This window comes from Roseovarius sp. 217, from assembly GCF_000152845.1.
Lineage (GTDB): Bacteria > Pseudomonadota > Alphaproteobacteria > Rhodobacterales > Rhodobacteraceae > Roseovarius.
In genome coordinates, this window is the sequence record NZ_CH902584.1 from 3,805,464 (window position 1) to 3,821,794 (window position 16,331).

The 16,331-nt window shown below is 64.5% G+C and carries 17 protein-coding genes and 1 riboswitch; of the genes, 10 read left to right on the forward strand and 7 right to left on the reverse strand.

Annotated features, from left to right (window positions below; genetic code table 11):
• Positions 1-42 precede the first annotated feature (42 nt).
• From crtA to bchO, 4 genes are read left to right on the forward strand one after another with little or no spacing between them, the layout of a single operon-like run.
• Positions 43-789 carry a spheroidene monooxygenase gene (gene crtA, locus ROS217_RS18270; protein WP_050766458.1) on the forward strand — a complete coding sequence of 249 codons (747 nt, stop codon included), beginning with the start codon at positions 43-45 and terminating at the stop codon, positions 787-789.
• Positions 786-1,790 (forward strand): magnesium chelatase ATPase subunit I, encoded by a 1,005-nt coding sequence (gene bchI / locus ROS217_RS18275; protein WP_009819281.1) that lies wholly within the window; start codon positions 786-788, stop codon positions 1,788-1,790. The genes crtA and bchI overlap by 4 nt, the downstream gene beginning before the upstream one ends.
• The gene (locus tag ROS217_RS18280) at positions 1,787-3,445 is read left to right on the forward strand and encodes a magnesium chelatase subunit D (protein ID WP_009819282.1); all 1,659 of its coding nucleotides are present in this window, start codon (positions 1,787-1,789) and stop codon (positions 3,443-3,445) included. Before bchI ends, ROS217_RS18280 begins: the two co-directional genes overlap by 4 nt.
• A gap of 3 nt (positions 3,446-3,448) precedes the next feature.
• Positions 3,449-4,321 (forward strand): alpha/beta fold hydrolase BchO, encoded by an 873-nt coding sequence (gene bchO, locus ROS217_RS18285; protein WP_009819283.1) that lies wholly within the window; start codon positions 3,449-3,451, stop codon positions 4,319-4,321.
• 6 nt (positions 4,322-4,327) lie between these two features.
• On the opposite strand, the gene ROS217_RS18290 is transcribed toward bchO, so the two are convergent.
• Together ROS217_RS18290 and ROS217_RS18295 are read right to left on the reverse strand one after the other, a co-directional pair.
• Complete coding sequence (locus tag ROS217_RS18290) at positions 4,328-5,338, reverse strand: GGDEF domain-containing protein (RefSeq protein ID WP_009819284.1); 1,011 nt, start codon at positions 5,336-5,338, stop codon at positions 4,328-4,330.
• Entirely contained in the window at positions 5,335-5,937 is a 603-nt protein-coding gene (locus tag ROS217_RS18295) for a heme NO-binding domain-containing protein (protein WP_009819285.1), read from the reverse strand. Before ROS217_RS18295 ends, ROS217_RS18290 begins: the two co-directional genes overlap by 4 nt.
• A 127-nt stretch (positions 5,938-6,064) precedes the next feature.
• Positions 6,065-6,165: riboswitch (TPP riboswitch) on the forward strand.
• A 50-nt stretch (positions 6,166-6,215) separates the two neighbouring features.
• On the opposite strand from ROS217_RS18295, the gene ROS217_RS18300 reads away from it, so the two are divergent.
• From ROS217_RS18300 to ROS217_RS18315, 4 genes are all read left to right on the forward strand, one after another.
• Positions 6,216-6,941 carry an ABC transporter ATP-binding protein gene (locus ROS217_RS18300; RefSeq protein ID WP_009819286.1) on the forward strand — a complete coding sequence of 242 codons (726 nt, stop codon included), beginning with the start codon at positions 6,216-6,218 and terminating at the stop codon, positions 6,939-6,941.
• Between the two features lie 12 nt (positions 6,942-6,953).
• Complete coding sequence (locus ROS217_RS18305; protein ID WP_009819287.1) at positions 6,954-7,610, forward strand: TenA family protein; 657 nt, start codon at positions 6,954-6,956, stop codon at positions 7,608-7,610.
• Positions 7,607-8,350: an ABC transporter permease gene (locus tag ROS217_RS18310; protein WP_009819288.1), complete on the forward strand. Its 744-nt coding sequence runs from the start codon at positions 7,607-7,609 to the stop codon at positions 8,348-8,350. The genes ROS217_RS18305 and ROS217_RS18310 overlap by 4 nt, the downstream gene beginning before the upstream one ends.
• A gap of 121 nt (positions 8,351-8,471) precedes the next feature.
• Complete coding sequence (locus tag ROS217_RS18315; protein WP_009819289.1) at positions 8,472-9,200, forward strand: NYN domain-containing protein; 729 nt, start codon at positions 8,472-8,474, stop codon at positions 9,198-9,200.
• 130 nt (positions 9,201-9,330) lie between these two features.
• Here ROS217_RS18315 and ROS217_RS18320 read toward each other — a convergent pair whose 3' ends face one another.
• From ROS217_RS18320 to ROS217_RS18335, 4 genes are all read right to left on the reverse strand, one after another.
• Positions 9,331-10,893 (reverse strand): trimethylamine methyltransferase family protein, encoded by a 1,563-nt coding sequence (locus ROS217_RS18320; protein ID WP_009819290.1) that lies wholly within the window; start codon positions 10,891-10,893, stop codon positions 9,331-9,333.
• A gap of 99 nt (positions 10,894-10,992) precedes the next feature.
• A complete protein-coding gene (locus ROS217_RS18325) occupies positions 10,993-11,880 on the reverse strand; it encodes a DMT family transporter (protein ID WP_009819291.1) in 888 nt (295 codons plus the stop codon).
• Complete coding sequence (locus ROS217_RS18330; protein WP_009819292.1) at positions 11,877-12,569, reverse strand: HAD family hydrolase; 693 nt, start codon at positions 12,567-12,569, stop codon at positions 11,877-11,879. The genes ROS217_RS18325 and ROS217_RS18330 overlap by 4 nt, the downstream gene beginning before the upstream one ends.
• On the reverse strand, positions 12,566-12,850 hold the full coding sequence (locus ROS217_RS18335; RefSeq protein WP_009819293.1) for a DUF3572 domain-containing protein: 285 nt from the start codon (positions 12,848-12,850) through the stop codon (positions 12,566-12,568). Before ROS217_RS18335 ends, ROS217_RS18330 begins: the two co-directional genes overlap by 4 nt.
• Before the next feature lie 86 nt (positions 12,851-12,936).
• Here ROS217_RS18335 and ROS217_RS18340 point away from each other — a divergent pair, with 86 nt between their 5' ends.
• Positions 12,937-14,328, forward strand: coding sequence for a diguanylate cyclase (locus tag ROS217_RS18340; RefSeq protein WP_040651707.1), 1,392 nt, complete (start codon positions 12,937-12,939; stop codon positions 14,326-14,328).
• Here ROS217_RS18340 and ROS217_RS18345 read toward each other — a convergent pair whose 3' ends face one another.
• Positions 14,329-15,255, reverse strand: coding sequence for a helix-turn-helix transcriptional regulator (locus ROS217_RS18345; protein ID WP_009819295.1), 927 nt, complete (start codon positions 15,253-15,255; stop codon positions 14,329-14,331).
• A 127-nt stretch (positions 15,256-15,382) separates the two neighbouring features.
• On the opposite strand from ROS217_RS18345, the gene ROS217_RS18350 reads away from it, so the two are divergent.
• Complete coding sequence (locus ROS217_RS18350; protein WP_009819296.1) at positions 15,383-16,195, forward strand: cysteine hydrolase; 813 nt, start codon at positions 15,383-15,385, stop codon at positions 16,193-16,195.
• The last annotated feature ends 136 nt before the right edge of the window (positions 16,196-16,331 follow it).

Consider the following 16,331-nt stretch of genomic DNA (forward strand, 5'->3'; position numbering starts at 1 on the left):
TTGACAATCATTTCTCGCGCCTCTTTTCTTGTGCGTCAAACCGTGTCAGACTTATCTGACAGCCCGGAAAGGAGCGGTGCCATTCAAACCGTCAGCCTCAGTTTTTTCCGCTTCTCGCGCGGTATCGACCGGCTCTGGGCGCTGACCATGATGGGCGCGGCGCGTCTGGCCCTGCCAAAGGTGCCGGACATCGGGTTCTGGAAGCTGTTGGGGTCCGGAACAGGTGAAGGCTTTACCCCCATTCCGAACACTGGCGTCTATGCCATTCTTGCCGTCTGGCCGGACGCGGCCACGGCCCGCAAACAGACAGAGACCGCGCCGATTTTTGGCCGCTACCGGACGCGCGCCACCGAAAGTTGGACGCTATTCCTATCGCCCACCTCGGCGCGGGGGCATTGGTCGGGCGAAGCCCCGTTCCAGATCACCAGCCCCGCGAGCACCGGCCCGCTTGCGGCGCTCACGCGTGCCACCGTGCACCCACGCAAGGCGCTGCAATTCTGGCGTCGCGTGCCGGATATCAGCGCGGTGATCGGAGCGGACCCCAACGTTGCGTTCAAGATCGGGGTGGGCGAGGTGCCGTTCTTGCATCAGGTCACATTCTCGATCTGGCCCGATGCACAGAGCATGACAGCGTTTGCCCGCCATGACGGCCCGCATGCCCGCGCCATCGCCGCCGTGCGCGATGGCGATTGGTTTCGCGAAGAACTCTACGCCCGCTTTCGTGTCATCGGCGATCATGGCACATGGGGGGGCACGAGCCCGCTCACTCACATCAAAGGACAGATATGACCGCAGCTTTTCCGTTTTCCGCCATTGTCGGTCAGGACGACATGAAACGTGCCATGATCCTCACGGCGATCGAGCCGGGGCTTGGTGGCGTGTTGGTGTTTGGCGACCGGGGCACTGGCAAATCCACAGCCGTCCGGGCGCTGGCCGCTCTGTTGCCGCCCATTCGCATGATCGACGGCAGTCCGATCAATGCAGAGCGTCCCGAAGACACGCCCGACTGGTCCACCGCGCCTCTGGGCGACATGGTCGAGCGGCCAACCCCGGTGGTTGATCTGCCCTTGGGTGTGACCGAGGACCGCGTGACCGGCGCGCTTGATATCGAACGGGCGCTGACCTTGGGCGAAAAGGCGTTTCAACCGGGACTCTTGGCACGGGCCAACCGCGGCTATCTCTATATCGACGAGGTCAATCTTCTGGAGGATCACATCGTCGATCTTTTGCTCGATGTGGCCCAATCCGGCGAGAACGTGGTCGAGCGCGAGGGTCTCTCGATCCGCCATGCGGCGCGCTTTGTGCTGGTGGGCTCTGGCAACCCCGAAGAGGGCGAATTGCGCCCGCAACTCTTGGACCGCTTCGGTCTCTCGGTCGAGGTGCGCTCGCCCAAGGACATCGAAGAGCGCATCGAAGTGATCCGCCGCCGCGACGCTTATGAGCGGGACACGGCCGCGTTCATGGAGAAATGGCAGGCCGAAGATGGTCACATTCGCGCCGCCATCCTCGCCGCGCGCGACACCCTGCGCCGCGTGGGCACGCCCGAGGAGGCCTTGCGCGATTGCGCGACGCTCTGCATCGCCATCGGCGCAGACGGGCTGCGCGGCGAGTTGACCTTGCTGCGTGCCGCCCGCGCCTTGGCGGCCTATGCGGGGGATGCCGCCGTGACCCGCGATCATCTTGCCCAAGTGGCGCCTCTGGCGCTCAGCCACAGGCTGCGCCGCGATCCCTTGGACGAGGCGGGCAGCGCCACGCGCATCGCGCGCGCCATGTCCGAGGTCTGGGGATGACGCCCAGCCCGGCATGGGGGCGCGCGCTGCGGGCGCTCAGCTTGCTGGCGATTGATCCCGAAGGGCTGCGTGGTCTGACGCTGCGGGCCCGCGCCGGGCCGGTGCGACAGGCGTTTGAAATGGCCCTCGCCCGCCTGCCCGGCCCCGCCCGCCGCATCCATCCCGACCTGACGGATACACAGCTGTTTGGCGGGGCTGATATTGCCGCGACACTGGCCGCCGGACGTCTCATTCAGAGCGCGGGACTGGCGCAGAGCCCGTCCCGGCTGATCCTGACCATGGCCGAGCGCACACCGCCGTCGCTTGCCGCACGGCTGGCGCAACTGCTGGATCAGAGCGGCGCGCATGCGCTGGTGCTGTTGGACGAGGGGATCGACGGCGAGGAGGCGGCACCGGCAACCCTGACAGAGCGGCTAGGGCTGCATGTCACACTGGACGATATTCGCCACGATGCGGCCCCCGCCCTGATGCCGGCCCCCGCCGATCTGAGGGAGGCGCGCGACAGGCTTGCTGGCGTGACGCACAGCCCCGAAGATATTGCCACGCTCACGGCGCTGGCTGCCAGTTTCGGCATTGACAGCCTGCGCGCGCCGCTCCTCGCGCTGTGGGCCGCCCGCGCTCTGGCGGCCTTGGCGGATCGCGGCACGGTCACGCAGGACGATCTGCGCGAAGCCGCAGAGCTGGTGTATCCGTCGCGGGCCACGCAGCTGCCACAAGAGCCCGAAGACGAGAGGCCCGACGAGACACCCGACCCCGAGGACCAATCCAGCGCGGACACGCCCGACATTCCCGATGAGGTGCTGCTCGAGGCGGTGGCGGCCCTGTTGCCCCCCGCGCTGCTGGACAGTCTGGCCAGCCGCTCGGGTCAACGCCGCGGGGCTGGCTCGGGTGCGGGGGCGCGGCGCAAGGCGCATCAGCGCGGTCGCCCGCTTCCGGCCCGCGCCGGTGCGCCGGATGGGCGCGGGCGGATTGATCTGATTGCCACGCTGCGCAGCGCAGCCCCCTGGCAAGCCCTGCGGCGGCGCACCCGACTCGATGCGCCGGGTCTCATCATTCACGCCTCGGACATCCATATAAAACGGTTCGAGGATCGCGCCGACCGGCTGGTGATCTTTGCCGTGGATGCCTCTGGTTCGTCAGCCCTGGCCCGTCTGGCCGAGGCCAAGGGCGCAGTTGAACTGCTGCTCGCGCAGGCCTATGCGCGGCGCGACCGTGTGGCGTTGATCGCGTTTCGGGGTCAGGGCGCAGAGCTGATCCTGCCGCCGACGCGCGCGTTGGTGCAGGCCAAGCGGCGGCTTGCAGGTCTGCCCGGTGGCGGCGGCACGCCGCTTGCTGCGGCGATTGAAGCGGCGCTGATCCTGGCCCGTCAGGCCGAGACCCACGGGCTGAGCCCGGCGCTGGCGCTGCTGACCGATGCGCGGGCCAATATCACGCTAGATGGCCACGGCGACCGGGTGCAGGCCGGGTTGGATGCCACGCGCATGGCCCGCCTCTGGCGCGACCGGAGCCTGCCCGCCATCGTCATCGACATCTCAGCCCGTCCCGGCCCGGAACCGGCACATCTTGCGGCCGAGATGGGCGCGCGGCACCTGCCTCTGCCCCGCGCCGATGCGCGCGCGATCTCTGCGGCTGTGACCTTGGCCTTGGGAGATTGAGCCATGGACTGGCAGCGCGATCTGGCGACATGGCCCCATAGCGCGCACTCCCGGCGGCTATACCATGCGCCACATCACTGGCATGTGCAGGAAATGGGCAGCGGTCCGCTGGCGCTCTTGCTGCATGGGGCCGGGGCCTCGACCCATAGCTGGCGGGATCTGATGCCGCTTTTGGCGCAGAGCCACCGGGTGATTGCGATTGATCTGCCGGGTCAGGGATTCAGCCGTGCCGGTGCCAAGCGCCGTCTGGGCCTGACCGGTATGGCCGAGGATATCGCAGCACTTTGCGAGGCGCAGGGGTGGCAGCCCGATCTGATTGTGGGGCATTCGGCTGGGGGCGCGATTGCGCTCGAGCTGGCCACGCGTCTGATGACCCCCGAGGGCAGGCCGCCGGACATTGCCTGTCTCAATGCTGCCCTTGGACCCTTCGAGGGCGTCGCGGGCTGGCTGTTTCCAGTGTTGGCCAAGCTGCTGGCGCTCAACCCTTTGACAGCGGCGCTCTTTACGCTGGGTGCGGACAAGGTGACACGCGCACGTCGTCTGATCGAGAGCACCGGATCGCGCATCCCGCCCGAGGGTCTGACGCTCTATGGGCGTCTGATCGCGGACCGGGCGCATGTCGATGGCACGCTGCAAATGATGGCGCAATGGGATGTGGCCCCTTTGCTGGACCGGCTGAGCACGATTCCCAACCGGTGCCTCTTGATCACCGGTGCGCGGGATCTGGCGGTGCCGCCCGATACCTCGACGCGCGCGGCGGCACGCCTGTCCTGCGCGCAGGTGGTTGCGTTGGACGGGTTGGGGCATCTGGCCCATGAAGAGGACCCTGCCCGTATTCTGGCAATGTTGACCGACAGCGCAAACTGGCCCGGCTGATCCGGCTCAGGCGAGGCCCGGCAGAGGGGGTGTGCGGCACAGGTGCGCGGCGTGGACGATCGCGCGTCCGCGGCCGGACGCCTTGACGGCATAGAGCGCCAGATCGGCATCGGCCATCATCCGTACCGGCTCTGGTATATCATAATCACAGCTCAACGTGACGCCGATACTGGCTGAAATCCGGCACTCCTGCGCGTGAAAGACCACGGGCTCTTGCAACCGGGCAATCATGCGCGTGGCAAGGTCTTTGGTCGGTGCGTGATCTGTCATACCCAAGAGGAGAATGACGAATTCATCCCCGCCCACCCGCGCAATCAGGTCGTCGGCGCGCACTTCGGTCAAGAGCCGCTCGGCGACCACTTGCAACACGTGATCGCCCGCGGCATGGCCCAGTGTGTCATTGACCTGCTTGAAGAAATCGAGATCCAGATGCAGCAGGGCGAAATCCTGCTCGCTCTGCATCAGCCGATCGAGCACATGATCGAGCGCGCGCCGGTTTCTGAGACCGGTCAACGTGTCGGTGAAGGCCTGTTCTTCGGCAGCGATGCGCGCGCCCTGCAGCCGCAGATTCAGCTTGCGCGAGGCCTCCATCGCGGCGGATTTTGCCTCGATCAGATAGAGCATCTCGGTCGTGAGATCGGTCGCGGCGAAATCCGCGCCGGTGAGGCCAAAATCGCGCACCGCCTCCCCGACCGAAATCCCGAACGAGAGGTTTACCACCGCGCCGCCGTCGGGCAGGGCCAGCAGCAAACCCTTGAGCGTGGTCCGTGGCGCGGCCCGCAGACGAAGCCGCAGACGCACGCCGTGACAGGCGCGCAGTTCCGCCATATCGCGCGCTGTCTGCGGGCGGCAGAGGTCGATCAGGTCCAGAAACCGAGCGCCGTGCATCGGCCTATCGCCAAAGAGCTTGGCAAGGGTTGGCCCCGCCCCCACCACATGCCCGGTTTCGTCCAGCACGGCATGCATCGGGCAAAAGCCCGTCAGAATCTGGCACAGCACCTGATCGGGATCCGTCATGGCGCCCCCCCTCCGGCCCCCAGAACAAAGGCGCGCCCATGGGCAAACCCCTCGTCCAGAATCCGAATTTCGAGGATCTCACAGGTCCCGCTCTCGCCCTGATGCTCGACCACCGCGAGCGCACCGTAATCATCCGCCATCGCCCGCAAAAGCCCGACCACCACTGGCCCGAACCGCACACCATCCGCTTTGGGACAGCCAACATGCAGGCGGTAGAGCCCGCCGCCCTGATCGAGCAGTTCCAAGGCAGGCAAGTCGAGGTCAGAAACCGCAAGGCGCGCGCGCTCAGGCAAATCATCAAGCGAATGCAGGAAATCGACAAAATCCACACCGCTGAACCGCAGCAGGCGGCGCAACGCCTCGGTCGCCGGATTGGAGACCAGATAGGTGCCGATATCCTCAAGCACGTCGTCGCGCCCGCGCGCAAGCCGCGTGCCGACCGCCGCAAGTACCTGTGCGGTCACCTGCGGCTCATAGATCATCATCGATTCAAATTCGGTCAGACCCAGATCCAATCGCCGGATCGTGTCAATCCATACATCGCGCCCATAGGTATCCCTGACAAATCTCTCGATGGCGCGGTTGACCAGCCCGTGCATGACACTCTCCCCTCAGATGGCGCCAGCCTGACAGCCAAGTCCTAACAAGCGCTGAACATCTAAAATGCAGGGTATATTCCATGCGACACCGCAGCCTTGCCAACTGCAAGACGCATTGCTACACCTGAGATATCCGTTGGGGTGCCCGCTTGGGGCTGAGAGGTGAAGAGCCAACCCATCGAACCTGATCCGGCTTGCACCGGCGGAGGGAACGGAGACCGCGCAGCCTTGCGCCCTTCTTCCCCTTAGCCTGCGGCCCAAGTTTGAAGAGGCCGCGCATGACCGCACCGCCCAGTCTGACCCTCGATGGCAGCGCCCGGATTGGGGCGTTGCCGGTCTTTGGACCGCTGCGGCTAACCCTGAAGGCCGGGCGCATCACCTGTCTGCTCGGACCGTCCGGCGTGGGCAAGACGACGCTCTTGCGCCTGATTGCCGGGCTGGACGAGGTGACGGAGTTTGCCGGGACAATCGCGGCCTCGGACGGCCTGCCGCTTCCGGGGCGCATGGCGCTGATGGCGCAGGGTGAAATGCTGATGCCCTGGCTTGATGTGCTGGGCAATGTGACGCTTGGGGCGCGGCTGCGCGGCAGTCCGCGCGACATTCTGCGGGCGCGCGAGATGCTGGCGCGGGTGGGGCTGGCGGATCATGCCGACAAGCGGCCCCATGCGCTTTCGGGCGGGCAGAAACAGCGCGTGGCGCTGGCCCGCACGCTGATGGAGGATCGCCCCATCGTGCTGCTGGACGAGCCGTTTTCGGCGCTGGATGCCCGCACCCGCGCGCAAATGCAGGATCTCACGGCCACGCATCTGACGGAGCGCACCGTGCTGATGGTCACGCATGACCCGGCCGAGGCCGCGCGCATGGGACACGCCATCCATATCCTGACCGAGACCGGGCTGGAGGATGTGACGCCGCCCTCTGCCCCGGTGCCACGCGCGGTGGATGACCCCGAGACTTTGGCCGCGCAGGGCCGGCTCTTTGCCCGCCTGCGCGCGCCCGCCTGAAAGGAAACAGCCATGCGCCCCACCGACCATCTCAAATCCCTTGTGGCCGAGGACTGGCAGGCTGCCACCCGGCACGCATTTACCGACCAGCTTGCGGCGGGCACGCTGCCCGAGGCACTGATGCTCGCCTATCTGCAACAGGATTACCTCTTTATCGAGGATTTCGTGCGGCTCTTGGCCTCTGCCATCGCCCATGCGCCCAGCCTGCCGGATGCCATACCGGCGGCACAGTTTCTGGGGCTGATTTCAGGACCGGAGAATACCTATTTCCTGCGTGCGATTGACGCTTTGGGCGGCACAACAGAGCCGCCAGCCGCCGCCCATCCGGTGACAGCCGAGTTTCAGGCGCTGATGCGCGCGGCGGCAAGATCAGGGCGCTATGCGCAAATGATCGCGGTGCTGAGCGTCGCCGAATGGACCTATCTCGACTGGGCCAGCCCACATGCGGACCGCGCCACAGACCTCCACTTTTGGTTCGGGGAATGGATCACCCTGCACAGCGGGCCGGGGTTCGAGGGCGTCGTGGCCTATCTGCGCGGCCAGCTTGATCAGGTCTGGCCCGGCCTCTCGCCCGAGGATCAAGCCGCCGCGCAATCCGCCTTTGTCACCGCCACAAGGCTGGAACGCGCTTTCTTTGACGCGGCCCTTGCCGGATACCCGAGCGCATGAGCCGCCTTGTCACCATCGCCACCTCGACGGCGCTTGCGCTGGTGCTCTGGCAGGCGCTGGTGACGCTGGCAAGCCTGCCGCCCTTCATTCTGCCGGGGCCGCTGCGCGTGGCCGAAACCCTCTGGGCCAGCCGGGCGCTGATTTCTCATCATGCGACCATCACGGCGGCAGAGGTGCTGATCGGTCTGGCCTTGGGCGCGATTCTTGGCGGGCTTTCGGCCATAGGCCTTGCCTCCTCGCACATGGCGCGGCGCCTTATTCGGCCGATGATGGTATTCTCCCAAGCGATCCCGGTCTTTGCCCTCGCCCCCATCCTGACGCTCTGGCTGGGCTATGGGCTCTGGTCCAAGGTCGCCATGGCGCTCTTGATCATCTATTTCCCGGTGACATCTGCGTTCTTCGACGCGCTGATGCGCACGCCGCCACATTGGCTCGACCTTGCGCGCGTCATGGGGGCAAACCGCCGCCGCCTCATGTGGTACATACGCGTGCCTGCGGCCCTGCCCGGTTTCGCCTCCGGCCTGCGTCTGGCAGCGGTCTATGCCCCCATCGGGGCCATTATTGGCGAATGGGTGGGGGCGTCCAAAGGCTTGGGCTACCTCATGCTTCTGGCCAATGGCCGCGCCAAGATTGATCTGATGTTCGCCGCCCTGATCGTGCTGGCGATCCTGACGCTTTGCCTTCATGCTGGGGTGGACCGGGCCTGTCGTCGCTGGCTGGATGGCAAGGTGGTGGGGTGACTTTTTCTTGCACCAAATACTCATGTCCCCTAGCCCCGCAGTCACGCACCTGACGTGCGCGCCATAAAAAAGATCTCCCGCCGTCCCAATTCCATCCATATTCACCTCCTAGGCTGCGGGCATGAGCACATTGCCCCCGACCCGCCTTACTGTGCCGTTGCGCCTCTCGGTCTTTGTTGATGCCGACAATATCTCAGTGACGCACGCCCAGACCATCCTTGATCTGGCCCGCCGTCACGGCGCGCCGGACCAGCTGCGCGCCTATGGCAATGTCGGTCTTCTGCCTGATTGGGACAAGGTTCCCGGCTTTCAGTTCATCCATTCCGGCAGCGGCAAGAATGCCACCGACATGCTGATGTGCATCGACGCGATGGAACGCGCGCTCTCAGATCAATGCGCGGCGGTGCTTTTGGTCAGTTCGGATCAGGATTTCACCCATCTTGCCACCCGTTTGCGGGGCTATGGGCTGACCGTGATCGGAGCGGGAGAGGCCAAGACGCTCGAGAGATTTCGCGCGGCGTGTTCGGAGTTTCAAGTGCTTTCGTTCAACCCACCAATTTCCACGCCGGTATCGCAAGCAAAGTCAGAAGCCGCGCCGCCAGTCTACGTCACAGACTTGGATCAGAAAATCCGCAACGTGATACGAGACTGCAAGGATCCAAGCGGGTTGGAAGTCAGAATACTATCGACGCGCATGTTCAGGGATCAGGGCGTGAAGCTTAGCGACATACACGTAAAAAACTGGCGCGCCTACCTTTCAAAATACCCTGACCTCTACACGCTTGACTCCAAGGGGCCAAACGCCAAGGTGCGCTACAGGCCCGAAGCCTTCCGCAACGCGCCCGCCTGAAACACTCCGTTTGTCGTCAAGACTTATCACCACTTCTGGGTCTGATCTGACCTTGGTCATAAGCGCCCCCGCGCGGAACAAGGCGCGGTACGCGCCGCCGCGCGCATCGCCAAAAATGGACCTTCCCCCCTCAGAAATCCGTCGGTGCCCCGCCCTCTGCCTTGCGGCGTGCCACGAAATCCGCCAGTTCCTCGCGCACGGCGTCTTCCATCGGCGGCGGCTCGAACCCGGCGATGATGTCCTGAAACACCTGATGGGCGCGCGCGGGGGTCCAGACCGCGCCGGCCGCCTCCCAGGCCTCGTAATTGCGCCAATCGCTGAGGAAGGGCTGATAGAAGGCGGTGGTATAGCGGTCCTGCGTGTGCTGGATGCCGAAGAAATGCCCCTTGTCACCGACCTCGCGGATGGCCTCTATGGCGATGTCATCGGGTTCGGTGGCCGTCAGCATCGGGTCCATATAGCGTTGGATTTGCTGCAAGATTTCGCAATCCATGATGAACTTCTCCGGGGATGCAATCAACCCGCCCTCGAGCCATCCGGCGGCGTGATAGACCATATGCGCCCCTGCCTGCACTGCGGACCAGAGGCTGTTGGAGGTTTCCCACATGGACTGACCGTCGGGCACGTTGGCCGCACAGACGCCCGAGGCGCGCATCGGCAGCTTGTAGAACCGCGCCAATTGCCCGGTCATCTGGGTGGCGCGCATATATTCGGGCGTGCCAAAGGCGGGTGCGCCGGATTTCATGTCGACATTGCTGGTAAAGGTGCCAATGGCACAGGGCGCGCCGGGGCGGATGAGTTGCGCCAGAACCACAGCACAGAGCGCCTCGGCAATGGATTGCGCCACCGCCCCCGCCATCGTCACCGGCGCCATTGCGCCCGCCAGCGTGAAGGGTGTGACCACAAGCCCCTGCCCCCGCCGCGCCAGCCGCATCCAACCATCCAGCATCGGATAGTCGTGTTTCAACGGCGAGGTCGAGTTGATGTTGGTATACATCCGTGGCGTCGCCTCGAATTCCTCGTGGCTGAGGCCGCCCGCAATCCGCACCATCTCCATCACGTCCTCGACCCGCTCTGCGCCCAGGCTATAGGCATGCATCGCCTTGTCGGTCAGCGTCAGCTTGTCGTAGAGCACGTCGAGATGCCGGACGCTGGCGTGAATGTCCTGCGGTTCCACCGGGTAGCCGCCCGCGAAATGGATGCAGTTGAAATACTGCGTCAGTTTCAACAGGTTCTGGCACATCTCGCGGGTGCCCGAGACCTTGCGCCCGATCTTCATATCCCAGTAACTCGGCGGCGAGGAGACATTGCCGAAATTGAGATGATTGCCTCCGATAGTGATCTGCCGCTCGGGATTGCGCGGCGTGATGGTCCAGCTTTCCGGTGCCTTTCCGATCATCTCCATGACGAAATCGCGGCCCATGCGGACATTCTCGCCATTGATCTCGCAGCCACCCGAGGCGCGCAGGATTTCGACCGCTTCGGGGTTGAGGAACTCGATCCCGATCTCTTCGAGAATGCGCATCGCCCCATCGTGAATCGCCAGCACGCCCACATCGGACAACGGCTCGGTCGGTCGGTCGCGGTTGATGGGCGGGTTCCATGGCATCTGTTCGATGACAGCGCTGCCCCGGCGGGCGGCCCCGCCTGCGCGTCCGCCACTACGTGTTCTACGTTTGAGATCTTCGACCATGTGACGCCCTCCGGTGCTCGTTTGACCTCACGAAACACCGCGCAAGGCAGCGTCACATGCCGCTTTGCGACTTATGCTGTCGTTTTTGTTTTTTGCGCATCACGTTTGCCGCGCCATGCGCCGCCGCCCGGTCTGCCAGAGGTAGAGCGCCAGACTGATCACCACGATCACACCCCCCGCCAGCATCATGGGCGTCGGCCCCTCGCCCGTGCCCAGCCAGACCCAGAGCGGCCCCAACACCGTTTCAAGAAGGAGCAACAGGCTCACATTCGAGGCATGGGTGTAGCGTGAGGCAAGCGACAGCGAAAAGAACGACACCGGCAGGATCACGAGGCCACAGATCGCAATCGCCCAGACCTCGCCCTGCAGCATCAATGCAGGCCCGGTGACGATCACGCCAGAGGCCCCGGCCAGCACCGCGCCCAACCCGATCACCAAGAGGATCGGGATTTGTGGCTGCGCCCGCAGGATCACGAAATTGAGCGCCAGCACCATCGCCACGCCCAGTCCCGCCAATGCCCCCCAGAGGGCGGCGCGATCCAGTGTCACCTCACCGTGCCCGCCGCCAAAGACCGCCAGCGCGATGCCCGCCAGGACGACGGCAATGGTGATCCATGTGGCGATGCGCGTCGGCTCTCCGATGATGAGCCGGGCAAAGAGGGCCGCGAACACCGGTACGGTCGCCACGGCACAGAGCACGACAGCGACCGGCGCATTGGCGATGCCAAGGCTGAAGAGCGTGGCATTGGCATATTGGCAGACCACGACGCCAATCCCGTAACCGCTCACCAGAAGGCCCAGATCACGCAACCGATGCTTGGAGGTCAGACCCCAGAGGATCAGGAACACCAGCCCCATCAGCAACCCGCGCCAACCGACCATCTGATAGCCGCCCATACCCGACCACCGCATGAAAAGCGCATCCGGCGTGAGCATCAGCGCACCGAAGGTCGCCAGCGCCAGCCCGAACAGGGGATGTTGCCTCATGCAGTCAACCAAGCCGGGATATGGCCGATGTCGGGCAGCACGATATCGGCGAGCGTTTCCAGATCGCCGCGCGTGGCAGTGCCGGTCAGCACACCCACGCATTGCATCCCCGCTGCGCGCCCCGCCATCAGGTCATGGGTGCTGTCACCCACCATGACCACGCGGGCAGGCTCCATGCCCATAGCGCGGGCAAAGGCCAGAAGCGGCCCCGGCGCCGGCTTGGCCCCATAGCCGGAATCAAACCCGGCGATGAAATCGAAATGCGCCAGCACACCTGCCGCAGTCAGATGCGCGCGCGCCCCGTATTCGCTGTCATTGGTCATCACACCCAGCCGCAGCCCCCGCGCTGCAAGCCCTTCAAGATAGGGGGCCAGCGGCACGGCAGGGGCTAAGGGCGCGGTGCCCGAGGTCAGCAGCAGATGTTCCTCGATCTCTTCAATCGCGCGCCCCGGCAGGGCGCGCCCCAAACATTCGGCAGCCGCACGGTTGGTGCCCGCGATGATCGGGCTTGTGGGCCGAAACAGGCGCGCGTCCAAATCGTAATGTATTTCCTGCGCCAAGCGGTCCATGATGGCGGGATCGCCCGTTGCCAGATCGTGAATGACGCCATGCGCCCAAACGCTCCAGGTGGCGTGGAAATCAAAGAGCGTGCCGTCCTTGTCAAAGAGGACGCCGTCGGCGCGGCTCATGTCCAGCTCATCTGTGCGCCGCCCGGCAGCGCCGCGCGCGCCATCATCGGCGTCTCGTATTTCAATCCCTGCGCATCGCAGAAGCCAACAACCCAGGCATCATCCATCATCAGGAAATCCAGCACTGCGCCCAAAAACTCCGGCTCTGTCGCGCGTGCCCGCACATCGTCCTGCGAGGCCCCCGTCGCCCCCAGAAACACAGGCAAGAGATCGTCCTGACCGGCCAGCCAACTGAGAGCCTGCAACGCGATTGTTTCGGCGGTTTCCTGCTGCATCGTCATCCCGGTTAATTTCTGGAAAGGTTTTCTTAACCTCTGCAATGGATAGTGAACCAATCGTAAAGGGCAAGAGCAAAGGCGCTACGTCCATGTCAGGTAGAATTCTGATCGTCGACGATCTTGCGACCAATCGGATCGAGTTGAAGGTCAAACTTTGCGCTGCGCATTACGAGGTTTTACAGGCGTATTCGGCCAAAGAGGCCATGACGCTCGCGGTGCGGGACCGTCCTGATCTCATCCTCGCCAATGCCCGTCTTGCCGATGTCACGGCGACAGAGTTCGTGACCGCACTGCGCCGCTCCGACGCGGTGCGGGGCATTCCGGTCATGCTCTTGCAGCCCGGCACCTGTCAGACGGAACGCCGTGCCGCACTCTGTGCCGGGGCGGATGACATTCTGATCAAACCGGTGTCCGAGGCGTTGCTTTTGGCACGATTGCGCAACCTCTTGCGGCAATATCACAGCGAATTGGAACTCAGTGGCCAGATTGGCACCGCACAGGCCTTGGGATTTGCCGAGGCGCATGCCGGTTTCGATCTGCCGGGACGCATCGGCATCATCGCAAGATCACGCACCGAGGCACATGCCCTGCAAAGCTGTCTCGCCGGGGGCTCGATCCACGGCACCAGCATAATCGACATGGATCACGCGCCGCCCCTTTCGGGGATGCAGCCGTCTGCCGATATCTACTTGCTGCGCATCGCCGCTGTCGACTCAGAAGAAGGGTTACGCCTGTTGGCGGAATTGAAGACGGCGCAACGCACCCGGTGCAGCCCGGTTATCGTGCTCTTGGATGCCGAGGCAGACTCCCTTGCGGTGACGCTGTTGGATATGGGGGCGGATGACGTCATCAATGGCCAGTCGGATCACGAAGAACTGATCCTGCGCATCGCCACGCAACTGCGGCGCAAGCGGCGTGCAGAACGGCTTCGGGCGGCGTTGCGCGATGGGCTGAAGGCGGCGATGATTGACCCGCTTACGGGCGCGCATAACCGCCGGTTCGCCCTACCCTTCCTGCAACGGGTGATAGAAACGAGCCGGAGCACCGGCAAGAGCTTTGCCGTGATGGTCGCCGATCTCGACTTTTTCAAACAGGTCAATGACCGATACGGTCATGCGGCAGGCGACCGGGTGCTCTGCGAAGTGACGCGCCATCTTCGGGCGCATCTGCGCGAGGGCGACATGCTCGCCCGTATTGGCGGCGAGGAGTTTCTGATCGTGACGCCTGCGACCACCCGCCTGCGCGCCCAACGCACCGCCGACCGGCTTTGCGCCATGATCGCTCAGACCCCGATCACCCTCTCGGGGCACAAAGCCACGCTGCATGTGACCGTGTCGATTGGTGTCACAATGGCCAATCCCTCCCCTAGCCGGGCCGCTCCGCCTGTCGGTCAATTGCTGGAAGAGGCGGATCGCGCGCTCTATGCGGCCAAGGCACAGGGCCGCAACACTGTCACCTTCTGCGCCCGGTCCGCCGCCTGATCACCTGTCCTGTCCCAGCCGGAAGGCGCGCGGCGACTGCCCCCATGCCTCGACAAAGGCACGGGTAAAGGCGCTCCGGCTGGCGAATCCCACCATCTGCGCCACCCGCTTGACCGGCACACGCTGATCGACCAAGAGCTGTGCGGCCCGCGCCAGACGCAGCGCCCGGAGAAACCCCATCGGACCCTGTCCATAAGTCGCCTGAAACCGCTCGGCAAAGCGCGACCGGCTCATGCCCGCCGCTTCGGCGAGGCTCTCGAGTGCATGGGGCGCGCCGGGATCTTCCAGCATCGCACAGAGCGCCCGCCACAGCCCCGGATCGGCCAGCGCGCCCAGCCAGAGCACCGCCGGATCGCCTGCCTCGAGCCGTCCGCGCAGCATCTCGATCACGCATTGCAAGAGCAGCACCCGCACCATGGCCCGACCACCGGGGCGCTCTTGTGTGACCTCGCTCATCAGCGTCTCCATCGCGCGGGCCGCGCCCGGCGTCGTCGTCAGATCAAGGGTCAATGGCGCGCGCATCAGATCAATCAGACCATGTGTGCCGCGCAAGCCCAGATTCAGGCGGGCGCAAAGCACGACCATCGTGCCCTCGCCCTCGCCTCGTGCGACATGTTCTTCGAGATCAAGCCCCGCAGGTCGACACTCGGGCAGGCCTGTCGCCCCCGTGCCATTATGACTGAGCGAATGGCGCGCGCAGGATGGCACCAGTACCATCCGGCCCGGGGCCAGGAGAATGGCGGCGTGATCTTGCAGGCTCAGATGCCCCTCGCCGCTCAGGACATAATGCAGTGTCGCCCCCGGAACCCGCCCCAACCCAAGGCTGCACATCCCCTCCAACGCACAGAGCGCGAAAGGTTCGGGCTGAATATCCAGCTCGCTCAGGATGCGGTCATGGGCCGCTGTGATGTGCTCAGGGACAGGCATAGACAAACAGTGCCACGCCTCGGCGGCATTGGCACGAAAATAAGATGTGACGCCCCGCATTCGGGACGCAAAGGCACATTAGCCCTGTCACAGTCAAGGCACTCACACATCACTCAGGAGAGAGACCATGTGCAATTGCCCCGATCACAACCACGATAAGACCCTCACCCGCCGTCAGGCGCTGACCGGCACTGTGGCCCTTGCCGCCGCCGCGACCGGCCTTGCCGCCACCGGCGCACAGGCGCAGGACAATCCCTACGCGGAGCCGGCAGAGCCAGCCCTTCCGCCCAGCGACATGAAAATCGACCTCGCCCGTGTCGCCCTAGTGGTTACCGACCCGCAAAACGATTTTCTCAGCCCCAATGGCGTCACTTGGGGCGTGGTCGGCGCCAGCGTCGAGCGTCACAACACCGTCGCCAATATCGAGAGCCTGTTCAAAGCGGCCAAGGCTGCGGGCATCACGGTCGCCGTGTCGCCGCATTACTACTACCCCACCGATCATGGCTGGAAATTCGAAGGCGCGCTCGAAAAACTGATGCACAAGATCGGCATGTTCGACCGCAAGGACCCACTGTCGCTGGACGGCTTCGAAGGCTCCGGCGCCGATTTCCTCGATCTTTACAAACCCTATATCCATGATGGCAAGACCATTGTCTCGTCGCCGCATAAACTCTACGGGCCCGAGCATAATGACCTAGCCCTGCAACTGCGCAAGCGGGGCATTGATCAGGTGATCCTTGCGGGCATGTCCGCCAATCTCTGCACCGAGAGCCATATGCGTGAATTGCTGGAGCAGGGCTTTGAGGTGGCTGTGATCAAGGACGCTACCGCCGCCGCCATGCTGCCCGAAGGCGATGGCTATCTCGCGGCGCTGATCAACTTCCGCTACATGGCCAACGCCGTCTGGAGCACTGAAGAGGTCGTGGCGATGCTGGGCTGACACCCGTCGCCACTTTGCCTGCCTGCCGGGGATGACAGGCAAGCCGCCCGCGTGGATCACGGACCGCGCGGGCATTTTCATTTGCCGCGAACCGTCGTAACCATGAGCGCAAGGGGCATCAGACAGGACAGCAGCA

Excerpts from the sequence above, each read along its gene's own strand:
- bchI (WP_009819281.1), top strand. The coding sequence starts at position 786 with ATGACCGCAGCTTTTCCGTTTTCCGCCATTGTCGGTCAGGACGACATG.
- ROS217_RS18335 (WP_009819293.1), bottom strand. The coding sequence starts at position 12,850 with ATGACGATGCAGCAGGAAACCGCCGAAACAATCGCGTTGCAGGCTCTC.
- ROS217_RS18280 (WP_009819282.1), top strand. The coding sequence starts at position 1,787 with ATGACGCCCAGCCCGGCATGGGGGCGCGCGCTGCGGGCGCTCAGCTTG.
- ROS217_RS18320 (WP_009819290.1), bottom strand. The coding sequence starts at position 10,893 with ATGGTCGAAGATCTCAAACGTAGAACACGTAGTGGCGGACGCGCAGGC.
- ROS217_RS18350 (WP_009819296.1), top strand. The coding sequence starts at position 15,383 with ATGTGCAATTGCCCCGATCACAACCACGATAAGACCCTCACCCGCCGT.
- ROS217_RS18310 (WP_009819288.1), top strand. The coding sequence starts at position 7,607 with ATGAGCCGCCTTGTCACCATCGCCACCTCGACGGCGCTTGCGCTGGTG.
- ROS217_RS18300 (WP_009819286.1), top strand. The coding sequence starts at position 6,216 with ATGACCGCACCGCCCAGTCTGACCCTCGATGGCAGCGCCCGGATTGGG.
- ROS217_RS18340 (WP_040651707.1), top strand. The coding sequence starts at position 12,937 with ATGTCAGGTAGAATTCTGATCGTCGACGATCTTGCGACCAATCGGATC.
- ROS217_RS18325 (WP_009819291.1), bottom strand. The coding sequence starts at position 11,880 with ATGAGGCAACATCCCCTGTTCGGGCTGGCGCTGGCGACCTTCGGTGCG.
- bchO (WP_009819283.1), top strand. The coding sequence starts at position 3,449 with ATGGACTGGCAGCGCGATCTGGCGACATGGCCCCATAGCGCGCACTCC.
- ROS217_RS18315 (WP_009819289.1), top strand. The coding sequence starts at position 8,472 with ATGAGCACATTGCCCCCGACCCGCCTTACTGTGCCGTTGCGCCTCTCG.
- ROS217_RS18295 (WP_009819285.1), bottom strand. The coding sequence starts at position 5,937 with ATGCACGGGCTGGTCAACCGCGCCATCGAGAGATTTGTCAGGGATACC.
- ROS217_RS18330 (WP_009819292.1), bottom strand. The coding sequence starts at position 12,569 with ATGAGCCGCGCCGACGGCGTCCTCTTTGACAAGGACGGCACGCTCTTT.
- ROS217_RS18290 (WP_009819284.1), bottom strand. The coding sequence starts at position 5,338 with ATGACGGATCCCGATCAGGTGCTGTGCCAGATTCTGACGGGCTTTTGC.
- ROS217_RS18345 (WP_009819295.1), bottom strand. The coding sequence starts at position 15,255 with ATGCCTGTCCCTGAGCACATCACAGCGGCCCATGACCGCATCCTGAGC.
- ROS217_RS18305 (WP_009819287.1), top strand. The coding sequence starts at position 6,954 with ATGCGCCCCACCGACCATCTCAAATCCCTTGTGGCCGAGGACTGGCAG.